This window comes from Streptomyces sp. TLI_146, assembly GCF_002846415.1.
Classification (GTDB): Bacteria; Actinomycetota; Actinomycetes; order Streptomycetales; family Streptomycetaceae; genus Streptomyces.
The window spans coordinates 1262173-1283170 of the sequence record NZ_PJMX01000001.1 but is presented as its reverse complement, the minus strand read 5'-3'; the positions used below and the strand labels follow the sequence as shown (position 1 = coordinate 1283170).

Here is a 20998-nt window from a genome sequence, read left to right as displayed (position 1 = left end):
ATGACTTTGGGTGCGAGGCCGTGTGAAAGCCGGGGTGTTTGTGCGCGCCCGCCGCCGGCACCGGGGCGACGCCGCTGCCCGGAGCTGGTTAGATCGAGCCGGGCGCGATCCCGGCGTGGAGCGCGAAAGCGGTTCGCACGGCAGAGGGAGACACGATGGGCACGGCCAGGAGGACGGGCGCGCGGCCGCAGACGCCGCAGGGCGGCGGGAGCCACGATCTGCTCCGGGTGCACGGGGCGCGCGTGAACAACCTCAAGGACGTCAGCGTCGAGATCCCCAAGCGCCGGCTGACGGTGTTCACCGGTGTCTCCGGCTCCGGCAAGAGCTCGCTGGTGTTCGACACCATCGCCGCGGAGTCGCAGCGGCTGATCAACGAGACGTACAGCGCCTTCGTCCAGGGCTTCATGCCCACGCTGGCGCGGCCCGAGGTCGACGTCCTCGAAGGGCTGACGACCGCGATCGTCGTCGACCAGCAGCGGATGGGCGGCGACCCCCGCTCGACCGTCGGCACCGCCACCGACGCCAACGCGATGCTGCGCATCCTCTTCAGCAGGCTCGGGCAGCCGCACATCGGCCCGCCCAACGCGTTCGCCTTCAACGTCCCCTCGGTCCGGGCGAGCGGCGCGATCACGGTGGACCGCGGCGCCGGGCGGACCAAGGCCGTGAAGGCGACCTTCAACCGCACCGGCGGCATGTGCACGCGCTGCGAAGGCCGGGGTGCGGTCACCGACATCGACCTCGCCCAGCTCTACGACGACTCCAAGTCGCTCGCCGAGGGCGCCATCACCGTCCCGGGGTATACCGGCGGCGGCTGGAACTCCCGGCTCTACGCCGAGTCGGGCTTCTTCCCCCCGGAGAAGCCGATCCGCAAGTTCACGAAGAAGGAGCTGTACGACTTCCTCCACCGCGAGCCGACCAGGATGAAGATCGCGGGCATCAACATGACCTACGAGGGTCTGGTCCCGCGGATCCAGAAGTCGATGCTCTCCAAGGACCGGGAGGCGATGCAGCCGCACATCCGGGAGTTCGTGGACCGGGCGGTCACCTTCACCGTCTGCCCCGAGTGCGGCGGCACCCGGCTCAGCGAGGCGGCCAGGTCGTCGAAGATCGAGGGGATCAGCATCGCCGACGCCTGCGCGATGCAGACCAGCGACCTCGCCGACTGGGTCCGGGGCCTGGACGAGCCTTCGGTGGCGCCGCTCCTCGCGAGCCTGCTGCGCACCCTCGACTCGTTCGTGGAGATCGGTCTCGGCTACCTCGCCCTCGACCGGCCGTCGGGCACGCTGTCGGGCGGCGAGGCCCAGCGCGTCAAGATGATCCGCCACCTCGGCTCCGCGCTCACCGACGTCACGTACGTCTTCGACGAGCCCACCACGGGTCTGCACCCCCATGACATCCAGCGGATGAACGACCTGCTGCTGCGGCTGCGCGACAAGGGCAACACGGTGCTCGTGGTGGAGCACAAGCCGCAGACGATCGCGATCGCCGACCACGTCGTCGACCTCGGCCCCGGCGCGGGGACGGCGGGCGGCACCGTCTGCTTCGAGGGCACCGTCGAGGGGCTGCGGGCGGGCGGCACCGTCACCGGCCGCCACCTCGACGACCGGGCCGCCCTCAAGGAGAAGGTGCGCCAGCCCGGCGGCGTCCTGGAGATCCGCGGCGCGCGGGCGCACAACCTGCGCGACATCGACGTCGACCTGCCGCTGGGCGTGCTCTGCGTCGTCACCGGCGTGGCCGGTTCCGGCAAGAGCTCCCTGGTCCACGGTTCGCTCCCGCCCGGTACGGACGTGGTCCCGGTCGACCAGGGCGCCATCAAGGGGTCGCGGCGCAGCAACCCCGCCACGTACACCGGGCTGCTCGACCCGATCCGCAAGGCGTTCGCCAAGGCCAACGGCGTGAAACCGGCGCTGTTCAGCGCCAACTCCGAGGGTGCCTGCCCCGGTTGCAACGGCGCCGGGGTGATCTACACCGATCTGGCGATGATGGCAGCGGTCGCCACCACCTGCGAGGAGTGCGAGGGCAAGCGGTTCGAGGCGTCGGTCCTCGACCACCACCTCGGCGGCCGCGACATCAGCGAGGTGCTGGCGATGTCGGTGGACGAGGCGGAGGAGTTCTTCGCCGACGGCGAGGCGCGCACGCCGGCCGCGCACCGGATCCTCACCCGGCTCCGTGACGTGGGGCTCGGCTACCTCACCCTCGGCCAGCCGCTCACCACCCTGTCCGGCGGCGAGCGGCAGCGGCTCAAACTGGCCACCCACATGGCCGAGAAGGGCGAGGGGGTCGTCTACGTACTCGACGAGCCGACCACCGGCCTCCACCTCGCCGACGTGGAGCAGTTGCTCGGCCTGCTGGACCGGCTGGTCGACTCCGGCAAGTCGGTCATCGTCGTCGAGCACCACCCGGCGGTGATGGCGCACGCCGACTGGATCGTCGACCTCGGCCCCGGCGCGGGCCACGACGGCGGCCGGATCGTCTTCGAGGGCACCCCCGCCGACCTGGTCGCCGCCCGCTCCACTCTCACGGGCGAACACCTGGCGCGGTACGTCGGCGCGTGAACCCCGCCCTCGTCTGAACCCAGCCCTCGTCGAACCCGGCCTTCGTGGAACCGCCCCTGCGGCCCCGTACGCAGCGGCGCTAGGTCCTGACGCTCTCGCTCGTGATCAGGCCGATCACCGCCGGAATCCCGCCTTCCGTGAAGGCCCGGTGCTGCCGGTCGGCGCCGGTTCCCCGGCGCAGGAGCCGCTGCATCATGGAGTTGACCTCAAGCCCGTCGCCCGACGCCTCCAGGGCGGGGCCGATGTGCCGGGCCAGCTGGCACAGCACGTCGCCGCAGCTGCGCCGCTGTCCGGCGGGATCGAGCAGGACGCCGTTGAGGCCTTCCCGGGCGGCGCGCCAGGTCGCGGCCTGGAGCAGTTCGAGCGGGCACTCCGGTACCGGCTCGCCGTCCTTGTGCTCGCGGATCGCGGTGGCGACCAGGGCACGGATGATCCCGGCGAGCATCACCGCCTCGTCGACCCGCACCTGCACGTCGAGACAGCGCACCTCGATGGTGGGGTAGCGCTCGGAGAGGCGCGCGTGCCAGTAGAGCTGCCCGCTGTCGCTGACCGCCCCGGCGGTGATGAGCGCCTCCGCACGGCTCTCGTAGTCGTCGAGGTCGGCGAAGCGCGGCGGGGGGCCGCTGACCGGCCAGCGGCTGAAGACCAGGGTGCGCCAGCTGGCGAAGCCGGTGTCGCGGCCGTGCCACAGCGGTGAGTTGGCCGACATGGCGAGCAGGGTGGGCAGCCAGACGCGGATCCGGTTGAGGACGGCGACGCCGACCTCCCGGTCGGGCACCCCGACGTGCACATGCATACCGTTGATCAGCTGCTCGTCGACCAGCTGCCCCGCGTTCGTCTGCATCGCCAGATAGCGCGGCCGCGGAGTGACCGGGACGGGCCCCGCGCCGTTGACGGGGGCGGCCCCCACGGCGGCGACCCTGCAGCCCACGCGCTCCGCCGCGGTCCCCACCGTGTGCCGCAGACGCACCAGATGGCCCCCCAGCTCCGCCAGGGCCAGGCAGACCGGGGTCGCCACCTCCACCTGAGCCTGGAGCAGCTCGGCCTGCACCTCCGGCTCCCCGACCGTGTCCGGCCCGGTCAGTGCCCTTACCTCTTCCGAACGGGGCAGGGGCCGGCCGGTCACGGGGTCCACCAGCAAATACTCTTCTTCGACCCCAAAGGTGAGCATGAGAGGTGGTTACCCGCGCCCGAACCGGTCGAACCGGTGTGCGTTTGCGCCAGTCGGCCGGTACGCCCCCGGCGCAGGGGCGCACGACCGGCGCGCGGAGCAGTGGGAGGGGCCGCCGAGATGCCGGAGGGCGACGGCTGTACGAGGGTGTGGAGAAGCCGCCGACCCGTCAGACCGAGGAGCCGTGAGGATGGAAGCAAGCGACCGCCCGCGTGAGCACAGCCCCGAGCCCGACTCCGGACCGGCCGACCGCGGTGGCGTGCTCCCGCCCACGCACTCGCGCATGACCCTGTGGGTGAACGACACCGTCCACGTCATCGAGCTCGACCACCGCACCACGCTCCTGGACCTGCTGCGCGAGCACCTCGCCCTCACCGGGTCGAAGAAGGGCTGCGACCAGGGCCAGTGCGGGGCGTGCACCGTGCTCGTCGACGGCAGACGGGTCAACAGCTGTCTGCTGCTCGCGGTCGCGCAGGAGGGATGCGAGGTCGTCACCGTGGAGGGGCTCGCCGAGGCGGCGGGCGCGGACGGTGATCTGCACCCACTGCAACGGGCGTTCCTGGACCGGGACGCGCTCCAGTGCGGCTACTGCACACCCGGCCAGCTCTGCTCGGCCGTGGGAATGCTGGAGGAGGCGAAGGCCGGCCAGCCCTCGGTCGTCACCGACACCGACCGGCCGACCGGCGCCCCGGTGCGCCTGACCGTGGAGGAGATCCGGGAGCGGCTGAGCGGCAACCTGTGCCGCTGCGGGGCGTATCCGCACATCGTGGAGGCCGTGCAGGAAGTGGTCGTACGCGATGTCGCCGCGCGGGAGGTGATCGCGTGAAGCCGCTGCTGTACGTGAGAGCCGGGAGCGTCGCCGAGGCGGCCGCCGCCCATGCGGGGCGCCCGGAAGCGCGGTACCTGGGCGGCGGGACCAACCTCGTCGACCTGATGAAGCTCGGTGTGGAACGGCCCGAGGTGCTCATCGACATCACGCGGCTGCCCCTGGATCAGGTGGAGGAGCTGCCCGACGGCGCGCTGCGGATCGGCGCGACCGTGCGCAACAGCGACCTCGCCGGGCATCCGCTGGTCCGCGAGCGGTATCCGGTGCTGTCGCAGGCGCTGCTCAGCGGAGCCTCGGGCCAGCTCCGCAACGTGGCCACCACCGCGGGAAACCTCCTCCAGCGCACCCGCTGCGCCTACTTCCAGGACGTCGGGAAGCCGTGCAACAAGCGGGTGCCGGGCAGCGGCTGCGGCGCCCTGGACGGCGTCAACCGCGACCACGCGGTGCTCGGCCACTCGGAGCACTGCGTCGCCACCCACCCCTCCGACCTGGCCGTGGCGCTGGCGGCGCTCGACGCGGTGGTCGAGATGGCGGGACCGGGCGGCGGCCGGACGGTCGAGCTGACCGAATTCCACCGGCTGCCGCAGGACAGCCCCGACCAGGACACCGTGATCAACCCGGGTGAACTCATCACCGGGGTGCTGCTGCCGCCCCTGCCCGGCGGCACCGTCTCGCGCTACCGCAAGGCACGGGACCGGGCGTCGTTCGCCTTCGCGCTCGCCTCCGTCGCCGCCGCCGTCCAGATGCGGGGCGGCGTGGTCCGGCACATCGGGGTCGCGTTCGGTGGTCTGGCCCACCGCCCGTGGCGCGCCCGGCGGACGGAGGCCGCGCTGCTGGGCAGTGCGCCCACCCCCGAGGCCGTCGCCCGGGCCGTGGACGCCGAGCTCGCCGCCGCCGTCCCGCTGCGGGACAACGCCTACAAGGTGTCCCTCGCCCGCGACCTCGCCTGCGAAGTGCTCGGCTCGCTGACCGCCCCGACCTGATCGGCCGGGGCCCACCGCCCCCGACCCCTGAGAGGAGAGCCGCCGTGGGAGCGACCCCGAGCGCCCCGGGTGCGCCGGTCGAGCGCCGGGAGGGGCGCGCGAAGGTGACCGGCGCCGCGAAATACGCGACGGAGTACGCGCCGCCGGGCCGGGTGTACGCCTGGCCGGTGCCCGCCACCGTCGCGCGCGGCACGGTCGTCTCCCTCGACACCTCGGCGGCGCTCGCGCTGCCCGGCGTGCTGGCCGTCCTCACCCCGGACTCCGCCCCGCGTCTCGCCGACGCGGACGATCCGACGCTGGCCGTGCTCCAGGACTCCCGGGTGCCGCACCACGGCTGGCCGGTCGCCCTGGCCGTCGCCGAGACCCTGGAGACGGCCCGGGCGGCCGCCGGGGCCGTACGGGTGCGTTACGCGAGCGAGCCGCACGACGTGACCCTGACGGTGGACCACCCGGGGGCCTACCACCCCGAGGAGGTCAACGGGGGCCACCCGGGGGAGCGCCGGCAGGGCGATCCGGAAGGGGCGTTCGCCGACGCGGCGGTCCGGGTGGACGTGTCGTACGCGGTGCCGCCGCTGCACAACCACCCCATGGAGCCGCACGGCGCGACCGCGCTCTGGCGGGACGGCGCGCTCACCGTGTTCGACTCCAGCCAGGGCGGCGACACCGTGCGCGCCACCCTGGCCAAGCTCTTCGCGCTGCCCGAGGAACGGGTGAGCGTCGTCTGCGAGCACGTCGGCGGCGGCTTCGGCTCCAAAGGCACGCCCCGCCCCCATGTCGTCCTCGCGGCACTGGCCGCCCGGCACACCGGACGGCCGGTCCAACTCGCCCTGCCCAGACGTGAGTTGACGGAACTGGTCGGCCACCGCGCCCCGACCCTGCACCGCGTCCGGCTCGGCGCCCGGCCCGACGGCATCCTCACCTCGCTGATCCACGAGGTCACCACACACACCTCACGGGTCAAGGAGTTCGTCGAGCAGGCGGCGGTGCCCGCCCGGGTGATGTACGCCAGCGGGAGCAGCCGCACCAGCCACCGGGCGGTGGCCCTGGACGTCCCCACCCCGTCCTGGATGCGCGCACCGGGCGAGACACCCGGCATGTACGCCCTGGAGTCCGCCGTCGACGAGCTCGCCTGCGCCCTCGGGATGGACCCCATCGAGCTGCGGGTGGCCAACGAACCCCCGGCCGAGCCGGACAGCGGGCGGCCCTTCAGTAGCCGGCACCTCGTCGAGTGCCTGCGCGAGGGCGCGGCGCGCTTCGGCTGGGCCGGGCGCGACCCCCGGCCGGGTGTGCGGCGTTCAGGATCGTGGCTCATCGGCACCGGGGTCGCCGCCGCCACCTATCCCGTCCTGGTCTCGCCCAGCCGCGCCACGGTCACCGCCCACCCCGACGGGCTGTACGTCGTACGGATCAACGCCACCGACATCGGCACCGGCGCCCGTACAGTACTCACCCAGATCGCGGCCACGGCGCTCGGCGTCCGGGTGGACTCGGTCCGTACCGAGATCGGCGTCACCGGGCTGCCCAGGGCGCCGCTCGCGGGCGGGTCCGCCGGGACGGCGTCCTGGGGCTGGGCCGTGGACGAGGCGTGCCGGTCCCTGGTGCGCCAACTCGCCGAGCGGACCGGCCCGTTGCCGCCCGGGGGACTGACGGCGTCCACCGACACCGAGGGCACCGCGGACGCGGAGTCCCCCTACGCGCGGCACGCGTTCGGCGCCCACTTCGCCGAAGCCGCCGTCGACACCGTCACCGGTGAGGTACGGGTGCGACGGCTGCTCGGGGTGTACGCGGCGGGGCGGATCCTCAACGCGCGCACCGCCCGCTCCCAGTTCATCGGCGGCATGGTGATGGGCCTCGGCATGGCGCTCACCGAGGGCGGCAGCGTGGACCCCGCCTCCGGCGCCTTCATCGGCAGCGACCTCGCGGGCTACCACGTGCCCGCCCACGCCGACGTGCCCGCGATCGAGGCGCACTGGATCGACGAGGAGGACTCCCACCTCAATCCGATGGGCAGCAAGGGCATCGGGGAGATCGGCATCGTGGGCACGGCCGCCGCGATCGGCAACGCGGTGCACCACGCCACCGGCGTCCGCTTCCGTGAACTGCCGCTCACCCCGGACCGCGTACACCTCTGACGCTCATACGCGGCGGCGGTGGCTGGTGTCGCACCACGGGTAGGTCCGGCTGCGGCGGCAGGTGCACAGCGCGACCACACAGCGGTCGGAGACCGCGCTGGTGCCGTCCTCCAGGACGACTTCCACGGGCCCCTCGACGAGGACGGGCCCCTCGCGCCGGACGCGGATGCGGCGCGGCTTGTCAGACGGGTCGTTCGGCACGGATGACCACCAGCTCTTCCGTCGTCTCGTCGTTGTCGATCAGACCCTGCGCGTCCAGCCACGCCCTTCGGGCCCGCAGGACGGGCCCGAAGGGGATGAACCGGCGCGCCGCCACCGCCGCCTTGAGCCCCGCGCTCCGCAGCTCCCGCAGACTCGCCTCCGGGTCGCTGAGCGCGGAGTGGACCAGCAGCAGCACACCGCCGGGGCGCAGCAGGCGGGGTGTCTCGCGGCAGATGCGGCGCACGAGCAGCCGCCCGTCGTGCCCGGCGTCCCAGGCCCGTGCGGCGCCGCGCCGGGGAGGGGCGGCGGCGCGCGCGGGAACGTAGGGCGGGTTGCTCAGGATGAGGTCGTACGCCTGGCCCGCCACCGGCGCCAGCAGGTTTCCGCGCACCACCCGCACCGGCAGACCGGCCAGCCGTGCGTTGAGGCGGGCGGTGAGAACGGCGAGCCAGGAGATGTCGACGGCGGTCACCCGGGCTCCGCGCCGGGCGGCGGCGAGGGCCAGCGCGCCGGTGCCGGTGCCCACGTCGAGCACCTCGGCACCGGGCGGTACCGCCTCGTCGCGCAGCGCTTCGGCCAGCAGCGCGGTGTCGGCCTGTGGGGTGTAGACGCCGGGTGGGGCCAGAAGAGTCATGTACGCCGAGTGCCCGGCCACACGGGAAAGATCCTGCCAAATGCGTGTTTATCCGTCGGAGTCCGGCTCCGGCCCCACGGATACGGAGGCCGCGCGATCGAGGGGCGTCCGCAACGAACTGCGCCCCGCCCGCCAGTGCCCCAGCAGATCGTCGCCGAACCGGTCCTCCAGGAACACGGTGGCGTCGATGCCGAACGCGACATCCGGCGCCAGGTGCGGCTCCTGCACCAGGAGGCCGCCGATCACCTCGTGCCGCACCACCTGCTCGTGCACCGCGTCGGCTTCCACGTGCTCGGTGTAGAAGAGCTCGGCGGCGGGCCCCGCGCCCGCGCGCTTCATCGCGAGCGCCAGGCGCCGCGAGGCGGGCGACGAGGTGATCTCAAGGGTGGCGAAGTGCCCGACGAGCGCCCCGCGCAGGCTCCGGTGCAGCCCGAGCAGCGACATGAGGTTCACCGTGGCGAGCATCGGCGCCGACGCGGCGTTCAGATAGCGCCCGTACGCGGTGTCGAGGCCCAGGTCGGTCATGAGGTCGGCGAAGAGCCGGGCGTGCACCCGCTCGGCGCGGCCGCCGCCGAACTCGTCGAACTCCACCGCCGCCATTCCCGCCTTGGCCCGGCCCCACAGCCGGGGCAGCACCCAGGCGTGCGGGTCGGCCTCCTTGAGGTGGTAGAGCGAGCGCTGGGCGGCGTACTCGCGCAGCTGCCACAGCCGGCCCTCCTCCTGGAGGTAGTGGGAGACCCCGGTGCCGTGCACGGGCTCGACGAGCAGTTCGCCGACGGCGTCGTCCACGTCGTGGTCGCGGGCCGCGTCGCGGCGCAGGGCGTCGAGGAAGCGCGCCTCCAGCGGAGCGCGCGCGGCCAGCAGCACGGGATCCCATTCGCAGGCGTCGTCCACCCCGGCGAAGCCCCGGTAGTGCGGCTCGTAGCAGACGTACAGCGCGAGCTGGAGGTCGTCGCCGTAGGGGTCGGCGCCGGCGGCCAACCGGGGGTCCGGGAGCGGGCTGCCCTCGCCGCGCAGGTGGGCGAGCACGGCCGCGGAGATCTCACCGCGGCCGTCCGGCAGGGCGGGGCCCCGCTGATCGATGGTCATGGCCTGCGGGTACCCACGGAACGCGGTCCGCAACGGGCGCACCCGGAACCCCGTCGGCAACGGCCGCACCGCCGTACCTGCCGGGTGCGCCCACCGGATTGCGATCCGTGAGAGCGGGTACCGATGCGTGACCGCTCGCGCACCGGGGGAGCGGGCGGCCGTGCCGGGGGCCGGAGAGTGGCAGGAGGCTGCGATGGACAGCGACGACAGGACGCGGCGTACCGACGACGGCCGCGACGAGAGCGCCGAGGACCGGGCGGACCGCAAGTGGGGCGACCTCATCCAGGAGGTCCGGGTGGCCCAGACGGGCGTGCAGATCCTCTTCGGGTTCCTGCTGACCGTCGCCTTCACCCCGCTCTTCCACCAGCTCGGCGACACCGACAAGGCCATCTACGTCGCCACGGTCGTGCTCGGATCGGCGACCACGGGCGCCCTGGTGGCTCCGGTCTCCTTCCACCGCCTCCTCTCCGGCCGCCACATCAAACCGACGGCCGTCGCCTGGGCCTCGCGGCTCACCGTCGTCGGGCTCGTGCTGCTGCTCGCCACCATGACCTGCTCGCTCATCCTGGTGCTGCGGGTGGCCTCGCACGGCGGGTACTGGCCGTGGCTGGTCGGCACGGTGGTGGCCTGGTACCTGGTGTGCTGGTTCGTGCTGCCGCTGTGGGTGCGGCACTGGCACACGGAGGGCAAGGCGGACTGAGCGGTGACCGCCTCCCCGGCCAGGAACTCGCCCGCGAGGGAAAGGGGCCGCGCGGGTAAAATCCGCAGAGGACGCTTTGGCCCGCTCTCCGACCGTTCGGGACGGGAGATGCCGTGATCAAGCCGGTGCCGGACACCTCGGGGACGGTCGGCGCGCAGACGGCCTCGACCATCGCCGCGCTGTCCGCCGAGGCCGCCCGGCTCCGCGCCGAGCGCACCCACCGCCACCTCCTCGACCTGGCCACCGGAGTCCTCGCCGCCCAGCTGCGGGTCGGACCCGCCCAGGCGCGCGAGCACCTGGAGAAGCTGTCGCGGGACACCGGTGTGAGCCGGGAGGACCTCGCCGCGGACGTGGTGAACGGCGTCGCCGGCGACCCGGAGGCGGCCCCGGCCGTCGACGGCCCCCCGCCCCTCGCCGAGGCCCGCCGGGCCCGCCGTGCGCTGGCGGCCGCCGAGACGTACGAGAGCGTCGACGAATCCGCGGCGGCCCTGCTGGAGGGCGGTCTCGCACCCCTGGGCGCCCAGAGCCTGTGGCTGTGGCGCCGCACGGAGACGGGCTGTCTGCGGCTCGCCGGGCACGCCGGGGTGAGCGCCGCCGAGGCGGTGGTGTGGCAGTGGATCCCGCCGGGCGCTCCGGCCGTGTTCCACTCGGTCGTGGTGAACGGCAGCCCCTGCTGGCTCGGCTCCGGCCCGCCGCACGGCGAGGAGCTGCCGGGCCCGGGGCGCCGCGCGGGCCGGGCGCTGCTGCCGCTGAGCGCCCAGGGAGCGGTCGTGGGCCTGGCGCTGGCCGTGTGGCCCGACCGGGTGGACTTCGACGCGCCGCTGCGGCGGGCCCTGACCGGACTGGTCGAGGTCGCCGGAACCGTCCTCGGCGGGGTCGAGAGCGAGCCGTCCGAGGTGCCCGCGCTGATGGACGTACTGGACGCGCTCGGCCATCCCGCGATGGTGCTGCGGGGAGCGCCCGAGTCCCTCGCGCCGACCGTCGAGTACACCAACGGGCCCGCCGTGCGGAGCCTGGGCGGGTCCGCGCCGCCCGTCGGCCAGCCGCTCGCCCTCGCCTTCCCGTACGTCCACGCCGAGCTCGGCCGGCTGGCCCGGGGCGCCCACGGCTCGGCCAGGCGCCAGAGCGTGCCCCGGCTGCCGAGGCTGGCCGGGCAGGGGACGGGCGCGCCGCTCCTCGACGTACGCGTCCTGCCCGCGGGCTCCGACCGGACCGTGGTGCTCTGGCACTCCAGCAGCGACCCCGAGATGTCCGCGAGCCGCGCCGTGGGCCATCTCGAAGGCGTGGCGCTGTTCCGGGACAGCGTGGCGGGCGAAGGCTCGGTGTGGTCCGCGCCCGCCTACCGCATCTTCGGCATCGACCGGGACGCGCCGCCCGTCCCGCTGCTCGCCATGCGGTCGATGCTGCACCCGGACGACGGCGACGCGCTGACCCACCTGCTCACCACCCTCACCGAGCACCAGCGCGGCGCAGTCGCCGTGCTGCGGATCATCAGGGGCGACGGCACGCTGCGGCATGTCCGCGTCGCCGCCGAGCCGCTCGTCGACGACGGGGTGGTCACCGCCGTCACCGGCGTCTACCAGGACGTCTCCGCGAGCCGACGCACCGAGGCCGCGCTGACCGCGACGTTCGACCAGCTCACGGCCGTACAGAAGCAGGCGGCCATCCGCGACGAGATGGCCCTGCGCCTCCAGCAGGCCATCGTCCCCGAGACGCCGGGGATCCAGGAGCTGCCGGGCCTGTCGGTCGCGGCCCGCTACCGGCCGGCCGCGCGGGAGTACCGGGTGGGCGGCGACTGGTACGACGCGCTGCCGCTGCCCAGCGGCCGGGTCCTGCTGGCGGTCGGCGACATCGCCGGGCACGGCATCGGCGCCGCCACCGGCATGGTCGCCCTGCGCAACGCGCTGCGGGGGCTCGCGTTCAGCGGTCACACCCCGGGGCGGCTGATGGAGTGGCTGAACGAGGTGGCGCTCCGCACCAGCGGCGGCCCGACCGCCACCGCCGTGTGCGCCCTCTACGATCCGTCCGACCGGTCGCTGCGCTGGTCGAGCGCGGGGCACCTGCCGCTGCTGTTGCTGCGCGACGGCCGGGCGCGGCTGCTGGAGGGGCCGCACGACCTGCTGCTCGGCGCGAGCCCGTCCGTGACGTACCGGGAGACGCGCACACCCCTGCGCCGTGACGACACCCTGCTGCTCTACACGGACGGTCTGATCGAGCGGCGCCACGACGCGCTGGACCAGGGGCTGGACACGTTGGTGGGCCTCGCCGAGCAGTCGAGCGCGTGCGAGGTCGAGGAACAGGTGGACCGGCTGCTCGAAGCGGCCACCGGCGACACGGACGACGACACCAGCGTCGTCGCGATCCGGGTACGCGGCTGAACCGCCTCCCGACCGGCCTCTCGACGGAGAGGTCAGCGCCCCCTGAGATGGTCGTGGACGACGGCCAGCAGCCGGTCCGCGTCGACCGGTTTGGTGACGTACTCGTCCACCCCCGCCGCGAGTGCCTTGGCGCGCTCGCCGGGCATCGCCTTCGCCGTCACCGCGATGATCGGAAGGTGGGCGAAGCGGGGCCGGCGCCGGATCTCCGCGGTGGCCGCGTAGCCGTCCATACCGGCCATCATCACGTCCATCACCACCAGGTCGATGTCCTCGCGGGCGGTCAGCAGATCGATCCCCGCCTGGCCCCCGGCCGCCGTCAGCACCCGCATTCCGGCGTGTTCGAGGATCTGGGTGAGCGCGAAGACGTTGCGTGCGTCGTCGTCCACCACCAGGACGGTGTGTCCGGAGGGCGTGGGCGCGGACGCCGCGCGCTGCGGTACCGGCTGCTCCTCGGCGGCCTGGTCCGCGCGTCTGCCGGGGTGGCCGTCGAGCGGCAGATAGAGCGTGAACGTGCTGCCCCGGCCCACCGCGCTCTCCGCGACGATCACCCCGCCGAGCAGCCGGGCCACCTCGCGGCTGATGGACAGGCCGAGCCCGGTGCCCCCGTAGCGCCGGGCGGCGGTGCCGTCGCCCTGCTGGAAGGCGCCGAAGACGCTCTCGATGCGGTCCTCGGGGATGCCGACGCCGGTATCGGTGACCTGGAAGGCGAGGGCAGGGCCCGTGGAGCGCAGGGCCTGCGGGAGCTGGTCGGCGGTGGCGGTGCGGACGTCGAGCCGGACGCGGCCGGTGTCGGTGAACTTCAGGGCGTTGGAGAGCAGGTTGCGCAGGATCTGGCGCAGCCGGGCCTCGTCGGTGGTGAGCTCCTCCGGGAGGCCGGGGGCCGCCACCACTTGGAAGTCCAGGGCGCGTTCGGCGGCCACGGGGCGGAACGTCGCCTCCAGGTAGTCCAGCAGCTGCCGCAGCGAGAACGGCTCGGGGCGGATGTCCATCTTCCCCGCCTCGACCTTGGACAGGTCCAGGATGTCGTTGATGAGCTGGAGCAGGTCGGAGCCCGCGGAGTGGATGACCTCGGCGTAGTCGACCTGTTTCTCCGTCAGGTTCCCGTCCGGGTTCTGGGCGAGCAGCCGGGCCAGGATGAGCAGGCTGTTGAGCGGAGTGCGCAGTTCGTGGCTCATGTTGGCCAGGAACTGCGACTTGTACATGGACGTCCTGGAGAGCTGCTGGGCCCGCACCTCCAGTTCCTGGCGGGCCTGTTCGATCTCCAGGTTCTTGCCCTCGATGTCCCGGTTGCGGTCGGCGAGCAGCGCGGCCTTCTCCTGGAGTTCGGCGTTGGAGCGCCGCAGCTCCTGCTGCTGCTCCTGCAACTCCTGGGAACGGGTGCGCAGTTCGGAGGTCAGCCGCTGCGACTCCCCGAGCAGCTGGTCGGTGCGGACGCTGGCGATGAGCGAGCTGACGTTGACGCCGACCGTCTCGATGAACTGGTCCAGGAAGTCCCGGTGCAGCTCACTGAAGGGGTGCAGCGCGGCCAGTTCCACGGCGCCGAGGACCTGCTCCTCGACGACCACCGGCAGGATGATCAGCTGGCCGGGGTCGCCGGAACCGGCGCCGGAGGCGATCGTCGCGTAACCGTGCGGGACCCGGTCCACGACGATCGTGCGCCGGCCGCGGGCTGCCTCCCCGACCAGGGACTGGCCGAGCCGGAAGCGGCGGGGCCCGGCGGCCGGGTCGTCCGGGGAGCCGTAGGCGGCGGTCATCACGAGCTCCGTGCCGTGCTCGTCCTCGTGGGTCAGGAAGAAGGCGCCGTACTGCGCGGACACCAGCGGGGGCACCTCGCTCATGATCAGCTCGGCGAGGTCGGGCAGGTTGGCGGTGCCCTGCATCAGCCCGGAGACCCGGGCGAGGTTCGTCTTGAGCCAGTCCTGGGCCTCGTTGGCGCGGGTGGTGGCCCGCAGGGACTCGACCATCGCGTTGATGTTGTCCTTGAGGTCGCCCACCTCGCCGGGTGCGTCGACCGTGATCGAGCGGGTGAGGTCGCCCTCGGCGACCGCGCTGGTGACCTCGGCGATGGCGCGGACCTGCCGGGTGAGGTTGCCGGCCAGCTCGTTGACGTTCTCGGTGAGCCGCTTCCAGGTGCCGGAGACGCCCTCGACCTCCGCCTGGCCGCCGAGCCGCCCCTCGCTGCCCACTTCGCGGGCGACCCGGGTGACCTCGGCGGCGAACGACGACAGCTGGTCGACCATCGTGTTGATGGTCGTCTTGAGCTCCAGGATCTCGCCGCGCGCGTCCACGTCGATCCTGCGGGTCAGGTCGCCGCCCGCCACGGCCGTGGTGACCTGGGCGATGTTGCGCACCTGGTTGGTGAGGTTGTTCGCCATGAAGTTGACGTTGTCGGTGAGGTCCTTCCAGGTGCCCGACACCCCTCGTACGGTGGCCTGGCCGCCGAGTTTGCCCTCGGTGCCCACTTCCTTGGCCACGCGGGTGACCTCTTCGGCGAAGGAGGAGAGCCGGTCGACCATCGTGTTGATGGTCTCCTTCAGCTCCAGGATCTCGCCGCGCGCGTCCACCCGGATCTTCTGGGTGAGGTCGCCGCGCGCCACCGCCGTGGCGACCTGGGCGATCGAGCGCACCTGCGAGGTGAGGTTGTCGGCCATGGTGTTCACACCGGAGGTCAGCTCCAGCCACACCCCGCGCACCCGCGGTTCCCTGGCGTGGCCGCCGAGCAGACCCTGGCCGCCGACCTCCCGGGCCACCCGGGTGACCTCGGAGGTGACCAGGGACAGCTGCTCCACCATCCCGTTGTAGATGGTCGCGATCTCGCCCAGCAGACCGCCCTCGTCATCGGGCAGCCGGGCCGACAGGTCCCCGTCCCGTACGGCGGTGAGCCCCGCGAGCAGCCTGCGCAGCGCCTCCTCGGCCGGCTCCGCGGGGGTGTCCGAGGAGCGGTGGCCGGGGGTGCGACCAGACACGTCCATCGCAACCTCGCATCGAGCCGTCGTGGCGCACGGCCCGTGCGCGGCCCGCCCGTACGGCGGGCCCGACGGGCCCCTCCACTCTGGCACGGCCGGCCCGCGCCGACATCCCGGGGCGGGGCCCCCTCGCGCGAGGTGTGCGGAGACGGGTCCGTCAGCGGTCGGGACCGGTCGGACGGCCCACGGGCATCTCGAACCACACGGTCTTCCCCGCCCCGCGCGGCACCCAGCCCCAGGCCGAGGAGAGCCGCTGCAGCAGATACAGGCCGTGCCCCGACGAGGCGGCCGGGCGGTGCCTGCCGTGCGGCCGCGGACGCAGCGGACTGTGGTCGCTCACCTGCACCCACAGCCTGCCGTCGATCCGGTCGAGGCGGAGCTCGTACGGGGCGTCACCGTGCCGGCAGGCGTTGGTGGCCACCTCGGAGACCAGCAGCAGCACGTCCTCCACGGCCACCTGGCCCCGCTCGCCGCGCGGCCCGAGCCACTCGTCGAGGACCTGCCGGGTGTGGTCGCGGCACTCGGCCACCACACCCGGTCCCCTCTGGAGGCTGAACCGGCGACTGTCGGTCACGTGTTCCGTGGCATGCCCGCGATGCATACCGGGCGGGTGCCCGGGTCACGACGAATCAACCGTAATCGGCATCAAAGCACCCATTTGCGGGCATGAGCTTCTCAGGACGCTCGGACGACGGACCCGCCGCCACCCGGCGGCGCAGGCCCCCGCCCCGTCGAAGGAGCCCCATGCCCACCGCTCGCGAAGACACCGCCCGCACGCAGGCGCCGCCCATGGCACCGGCGCCCGCGGTCCGTGCCCGCGCGCTGGCCGGTATACCCGAGGTGGCCCGGCCCCAGGACCTGAGCACCGACGATGCGCAGTCCCTCTCGCAGACCCTGTTCCGCCGCCTGGCCGAGCTGGAGGAGGGCACGCCCGAGCACGCGTACGTACGGAACACGCTGGTGGAGCTGAACCTCAGCCTGGTCAAGTTCGCGGCCCGGCGGTTCCGCAACCGCGCCGAGCCGATGGAGGACATCGTCCAGGTCGGCACCATCGGACTGATCAAGGCGATCGACCGCTTCGACGTGGAGCGGGAGGTGGAGTTCTCCTCCTTCGCGCTGCCCACGATCACCGGTGAGATGAAGCGGTTCTTCCGGGATACCAGCTGGGCGGTCCAGGTCCCCCGCAGGCTCCAGGAGCTGCGCCTGCGGCTGGCCAGGGCCCTTGAGGCACTCGGCCAGGAGCTGGGCCGCCCGCCGACGACGGCGGAGCTGGCCGCCCGCCTCGGGGTGACCGAGGCCGAGGTCGTCGAGGGCGAGCGGGCGGCCAACGGGTACATGACCCGGTCGCTGGACATCCCGGACGACGACACCGGGGCCGCCGCCGGACTCCTGCGCAGGCTCGGCGAGGAGGAGGGCGCGTTCGAGATCGTCGACTCGCTGGAATCCCTCAAACCGCTCATTGCCGGTCTCACGGACCGCGAGCGCACCCTGCTCTCCCTGCGCTTCGGCGAGGAGCTGACGCAGGCCGAGATCGGCGCCAGGGTGGGGCTCTCCCAGATGCACGTCTCGCGCCTGCTGGCCCAGGTCCTGGAACGGCTGCGCGTGGGGCTGCTCGAAGACGCCCCCGAACTCGAAGACGCCCCCGCACCGGCCGGCGGCGCATCGCACGGAGACCGGTCAGCGCGCGGAGCCCGGTCAGCGGCTCCCCGGTGAGCGGCGGTGGCTCGGTGGGCGAACGCCCTCGGCCCGCGACGGCAGCGCGACCTCCAGCCACACCACCTTGCCCGTCCCCAGCGGGGTCGAACCCCACTCCCCGGCGAGCCGGTCGAGCACCATCAGGCCGTGGCCGCCCGGCAGCGAGGGGGCCCCGGGGCGGCGTGCGGGGGTGACGGGACTGCCGTCGGCGACCTCCACCCGCAGATGGCCGTCCTCGTGGCGCAGCACCAGCTCGCGCGGCCCGCCCGCGTGCAGACAGGCGTTGGTGACGACCTCGGAGACGAGCAGCAGCACATCGTCCACGCGCGCGCGGTCGTCCTCCTGGGCGGTCGTGGTCCACCCCCAGTCGGCCAGCGCGAGCGCGGTGAAGTCACGGCAGCGGGTGACCACGCCCTTCGTGCCGAAGAGCTCCAGGCGGCGGATCTGGCTCCGCCCGGCCCGGCTCGTGTCACCCATCGCCTTCTCCGCTACTCCGGCGGGCGGCCCGCGAGCGCCTGCTCCAGGTCGGCGTGGATGCGGAACACCGCGTACGCACCGGTGATCTCGAACATCCGGGCGACGGGCGGCTGGAGTGCGGCGAGCTCGATGCCGCAGCACTCGGCCCGCGTGGCCGCCGCCCGCGCCCGCAGCAGCGCGTTCAGCCCGGTCGAGTCGCAGAACCGCAGCCCGGCGCAGTCGACCACGATCCGCTCCGGGGCGGCGGCGATCTGCTCCGCGAGGGCGGTACGCAAGGGCTCCACCGTGTCGTGGTCCAGCTCGCCGGTGAGCGAGAGCACCGCGGCCCCGCCGACCTGCCGTGCCGCGACGGCGAACCGTCTGCCTCCGGCGGTGCCCCCGTCGAACGAGTCGTCGCTCGTGTCCGGTGACATCGGTCCACCCGCCTCCTTCGCCACTGCTCGGTGGTGATCCGCACCGGGCGCCTGTAGGAAGGGTGCCCAATGATCGGCGCTCCAGTGCTCGGACGGGGCCCGGGCCCGGCCCACCCATCCTGCCCGGCCGGGCACGCTTCCGCGATCGGTGCGGCCGAGCCCCGGCGGGCGTGCCCCGTATCGGCCGCACCCCGGTTTGAGCTGCTGATACGGGGTGACCCGGCAGTCAACGTGAGAATCCGGAGCACGAGAGAGGGGCACCGATGGGCATCACCGACAGCGCGGCCAGGCTCGCGGCCGAGGCGGACCTGAAGGAACGCGCGACGCATGCCACGCACAGGACGACCGAGACGGCGGCCGGGGCCCGCACCGCGGTCGGCCGGGCCGCCCGCACGGTCCGCGACCACACCCCCGCGCCCGTGCGCCGGGCGACGGCCGTGGCGGCGATGGCCGGGCGCGCCCACCCCCGGCAGATCCTGCTCGCCGCGGCGGCCGTGGCAGGCGCCCTGTTCGTCCTGCGGGGGCGACGCCAGCGGAAGTGACGGCCGCCGTTCGGACGACCGCGGCCCGCGCCCGGTCGCACGCCCGGGCGTCCGGGCGCAGCATGGAAGGCGGAAAGTCGTGCCGATCGGCCTGGGCCTGGCCAGCGGGCGTGTCCCGCGCAGGGGCGTACGGGTGAGGAGGCCGGTGATGGCTGGTGCGCAGTCCTTCCCGGCCCGAGCGGGGGCGAGGGATCCGTCGCTGGTGGCGGGTGGCCTGCTGGACGTGCTCGGGGTGGCCGCGGTCGTCCTCGACGCCGAGGGCCGCATCCGGCTGTGGAGCCCGCAGGCCAAGCGGGTGTACGGGTACACCGCCCAGGAGGCACTGGGGCAGTACGCCGCGAAGCTGCTGGTGGACGAGGAGCACCGCGACGTCGTGCTGCGGCTGTTCGCCCAGGTGATGTCCGGCGAGGGCACCTGGGCTGGGGTCTTCCCCGTCCGGCACAAGGACGGCAGCACCCACCTCGTGGAGTTCCGCAACGTACGCCTCGAAGCCGACAACGGCCGGATGTTCGCGCTGGGCCTGGCCTCCGAGCAGGCCACGGTGCGGCGGGTGGAGCGCGATCTGGCCCTGTCGCTGCGGCTCGTGGACCAGTCGCCCATCGGCCTCGCGGTCCTCAACACCGAGCTGCGGTACGTCCTGGTGAACCCCGCCCTGGAGCGCATCAACGGCATTCCGGCCGACGAGCACCTGGGGCGCCGGATCGTCGACGTACTGCCGTTCCTGGACGGGGCCACCGTCGAGGCGCGGATGCGCGAGGTGATGGCGAGCGGACGCCCGGTGCTCGACGAGTTCACCACCGGCCGCACCGCCGCCGACCCCGAGCGGGACCACGCCTGGCTGGTGTCGGTGTACCGGCTCGACGACCAGGCCGGGCACGTCCTCGGCGTCGCGGTGTCCGTCGTCGACGTCACCGAGCAGCACGAGGCGGCCGTCTCCGCCGCCCAGGCCCGGCGCCGGCTCTCACTGATCGCGGACGCGTCCGTCCGTATCGGCACCACCCTCGACCTGGAGGTGACGGCCCGCGAGCTGGCCGAGGTCGCCGTCCCGGAGGTGGCCGACATCGCCGCCGTCGACGTGCTCGACACCGTCCTGGCCGGTCCCCGGCCGGGGGAGAGCGACGGCGGCGCCGTGCGGTTCCGCGCGCTGGCGCTCAACGCGGCCTACCCCACACCCGCCACCGAGGCCGCCGACCCGGTCGGCGACGTCGCCCTGTACGGCCCCACCCGGCTGGTGACCCAGTGCGCCCGCACCGGCCGCCCCGTCCTCGTCCCCCGGGTGCGCCCCCAGGACCTGCCGCGCATCGCCCGCAACGAGGACGCCGTGCACCTGCTGGCCGCCGCCGGAGTCCACTCCTACCTCGCCGTCCCCCTCATCGCCCGCGGCCAGGTCCTCGGCGCGCTCGACCTCAAACGCGCCCGCAACCCCGCCCCTTTCAGCAAGGACGACGTCCTGCTCGCCACCGAACTCGCCGCCCGCGCGGCGGTGTCCATCGACAACGCCCGCTGGTACCAGCGCCAGCGCGAGACGGCGCTGATGCTCCAGCGCCATCTGCTGCCCCAGCGCCCCGCCGCCCCGCCCGGCCTGGACATCGCCTACCGCTACCAGCCGGCCGCCGCCGACGACGAGACCGGCGGCGACTGGTTCGACGTCATCGCGCTCAGCGGCGACCGTACGGCCCTGGTCGTCGGCGACGTGATGGGCAGCGGCATCAACGCCGCCGCCACCATGGGCCAACTGCGCGCCACGGCCCGCGCCCTGGCCCGGCTCGACCTGGACCCCGCGACCGTACTGACCCATCTGGACGCCGCCACCGCCGACCTGGGCGACGCGACGGCGACGTGTGTGTACGCGCTCTACGACCCCCACACGCACCTGTGCCACATCGCCGTCGCCGGGCACCCGCCCCCGGTGCACCTGCGGCCCGGCCGCCCGCCCCGGCTCCTGGACCTGCCCACCGGAGCGCCGCTGGGCGTCGGCGGCGTCCCGTTCTCGACCACCGCCGTCACCCTCGACCCCGGCGACGACCTCGTCCTGTACACCGACGGTCTGATCGAGACCCGGGACCAGGACATCGACACCCGGCTTGCGACCCTCACCGATCTGCTGACCGGCCCCAGCCGCCCGCTGGAGGACACCTGCGACTTCCTGCTCGCCGCCCTGCGCCGCCCGGACACCCACGACGACGTGGCCCTGCTCATCGCCCGGGCCCGCGCCCTCCCGGCCACCTGACCGGGA

Annotated in this window: 17 protein-coding genes; 9 read left to right on the top strand and 8 right to left on the bottom strand. The window is 73.7% G+C overall.

What is annotated here, in order from left to right:
- Nucleotides 1-155: 155 nt before the first annotated feature.
- On the top strand, nucleotides 156-2555 hold the full coding sequence (locus tag BX283_RS05880) for an excinuclease ABC subunit UvrA (RefSeq protein ID WP_101386588.1): 2400 nt from the start codon (nucleotides 156-158) through the stop codon (nucleotides 2553-2555).
- A 79-nt stretch (nucleotides 2556-2634) separates the two neighbouring features.
- On the opposite strand, the gene BX283_RS05875 is transcribed toward BX283_RS05880, so the two are convergent.
- The gene (locus BX283_RS05875; RefSeq protein ID WP_101386587.1) at nucleotides 2635-3726 is read right to left on the bottom strand and encodes a glutamate--cysteine ligase; all 1092 of its coding nucleotides are present in this window, start codon (nucleotides 3724-3726) and stop codon (nucleotides 2635-2637) included.
- 190 nt (nucleotides 3727-3916) lie between these two features.
- Between BX283_RS05875 and BX283_RS05870 the strand changes: the two genes are divergently transcribed.
- Genes BX283_RS05870 through BX283_RS05860 form a run of 3 tightly spaced genes read left to right on the top strand, consistent with a single transcriptional unit; the run spans nucleotide 3917 to nucleotide 7667 of the window.
- Nucleotides 3917-4552, top strand: a complete 636-nt coding sequence (locus BX283_RS05870) for a 2Fe-2S iron-sulfur cluster-binding protein (RefSeq protein ID WP_101386586.1) — start codon at nucleotides 3917-3919, stop codon at nucleotides 4550-4552.
- Nucleotides 4549-5535: a xanthine dehydrogenase family protein subunit M gene (locus BX283_RS05865; RefSeq protein ID WP_101386585.1), complete on the top strand. Its 987-nt coding sequence runs from the start codon at nucleotides 4549-4551 to the stop codon at nucleotides 5533-5535. Before BX283_RS05870 ends, BX283_RS05865 begins: the two co-directional genes overlap by 4 nt.
- A gap of 44 nt (nucleotides 5536-5579) precedes the next feature.
- Nucleotides 5580-7667, top strand: a complete 2088-nt coding sequence (locus tag BX283_RS05860; protein WP_101386584.1) for a xanthine dehydrogenase family protein molybdopterin-binding subunit — start codon at nucleotides 5580-5582, stop codon at nucleotides 7665-7667.
- 3 nt (nucleotides 7668-7670) lie between these two features.
- Here the strand turns inward: BX283_RS05860 and BX283_RS05855 are convergent, their stop codons facing one another.
- The 3 genes from BX283_RS05855 to BX283_RS05845 are packed head-to-tail and all read right to left on the bottom strand — an operon-like array spanning nucleotide 7671 to nucleotide 9591.
- Nucleotides 7671-7868 (bottom strand): CDGSH iron-sulfur domain-containing protein, encoded by a 198-nt coding sequence (locus tag BX283_RS05855; RefSeq protein WP_101386583.1) that lies wholly within the window; start codon nucleotides 7866-7868, stop codon nucleotides 7671-7673.
- Nucleotides 7849-8502, bottom strand: coding sequence for a HemK2/MTQ2 family protein methyltransferase (locus tag BX283_RS05850; RefSeq protein WP_101392165.1), 654 nt, complete (start codon nucleotides 8500-8502; stop codon nucleotides 7849-7851). The genes BX283_RS05855 and BX283_RS05850 overlap by 20 nt, the downstream gene beginning before the upstream one ends.
- A 48-nt stretch (nucleotides 8503-8550) precedes the next feature.
- Complete coding sequence (locus BX283_RS05845; RefSeq protein ID WP_101386582.1) at nucleotides 8551-9591, bottom strand: iron-containing redox enzyme family protein; 1041 nt, start codon at nucleotides 9589-9591, stop codon at nucleotides 8551-8553.
- A gap of 193 nt (nucleotides 9592-9784) precedes the next feature.
- Here BX283_RS05845 and BX283_RS05840 point away from each other — a divergent pair, with 193 nt between their 5' ends.
- Together BX283_RS05840 and BX283_RS05835 are read left to right on the top strand one after the other, a co-directional pair.
- A complete protein-coding gene (locus BX283_RS05840) occupies nucleotides 9785-10291 on the top strand; it encodes a DUF6328 family protein (RefSeq protein WP_101386581.1) in 507 nt (168 codons plus the stop codon).
- Between the two features lie 113 nt (nucleotides 10292-10404).
- On the top strand, nucleotides 10405-12669 hold the full coding sequence (locus BX283_RS05835) for a SpoIIE family protein phosphatase (RefSeq protein ID WP_101386580.1): 2265 nt from the start codon (nucleotides 10405-10407) through the stop codon (nucleotides 12667-12669).
- Between the two features lie 32 nt (nucleotides 12670-12701).
- Here BX283_RS05835 and BX283_RS05830 read toward each other — a convergent pair whose 3' ends face one another.
- Together BX283_RS05830 and BX283_RS05825 are read right to left on the bottom strand one after the other, a co-directional pair.
- Nucleotides 12702-15641: a HAMP domain-containing protein gene (locus BX283_RS05830; RefSeq protein ID WP_101386579.1), complete on the bottom strand. Its 2940-nt coding sequence runs from the start codon at nucleotides 15639-15641 to the stop codon at nucleotides 12702-12704.
- A 151-nt stretch (nucleotides 15642-15792) separates the two neighbouring features.
- Nucleotides 15793-16209, bottom strand: a complete 417-nt coding sequence (locus BX283_RS05825) for an ATP-binding protein (RefSeq protein ID WP_257582041.1) — start codon at nucleotides 16207-16209, stop codon at nucleotides 15793-15795.
- A 170-nt stretch (nucleotides 16210-16379) separates the two neighbouring features.
- Here BX283_RS05825 and BX283_RS05820 point away from each other — a divergent pair, with 170 nt between their 5' ends.
- On the top strand, nucleotides 16380-17348 hold the full coding sequence (locus BX283_RS05820; RefSeq protein ID WP_373979145.1) for a SigB/SigF/SigG family RNA polymerase sigma factor: 969 nt from the start codon (nucleotides 16380-16382) through the stop codon (nucleotides 17346-17348).
- Here BX283_RS05820 and BX283_RS05815 read toward each other — a convergent pair.
- The gene (locus BX283_RS05815; protein WP_101386577.1) at nucleotides 17331-17807 is read right to left on the bottom strand and encodes an ATP-binding protein; all 477 of its coding nucleotides are present in this window, start codon (nucleotides 17805-17807) and stop codon (nucleotides 17331-17333) included. The genes BX283_RS05820 and BX283_RS05815 overlap by 18 nt on opposite strands.
- Before the next feature lie 11 nt (nucleotides 17808-17818).
- The gene (locus BX283_RS05810; protein WP_101386576.1) at nucleotides 17819-18220 is read right to left on the bottom strand and encodes an STAS domain-containing protein; all 402 of its coding nucleotides are present in this window, start codon (nucleotides 18218-18220) and stop codon (nucleotides 17819-17821) included.
- A gap of 263 nt (nucleotides 18221-18483) precedes the next feature.
- Here BX283_RS05810 and BX283_RS05805 point away from each other — a divergent pair, with 263 nt between their 5' ends.
- Nucleotides 18484-18762: a hypothetical protein gene (locus BX283_RS05805; RefSeq protein WP_101386575.1), complete on the top strand. Its 279-nt coding sequence runs from the start codon at nucleotides 18484-18486 to the stop codon at nucleotides 18760-18762.
- 148 nt (nucleotides 18763-18910) lie between these two features.
- Nucleotides 18911-20992 carry a SpoIIE family protein phosphatase gene (locus BX283_RS05800; protein ID WP_101386574.1) on the top strand — a complete coding sequence of 694 codons (2082 nt, stop codon included), beginning with the start codon at nucleotides 18911-18913 and terminating at the stop codon, nucleotides 20990-20992.
- The last annotated feature ends 6 nt before the right edge of the window (nucleotides 20993-20998 follow it).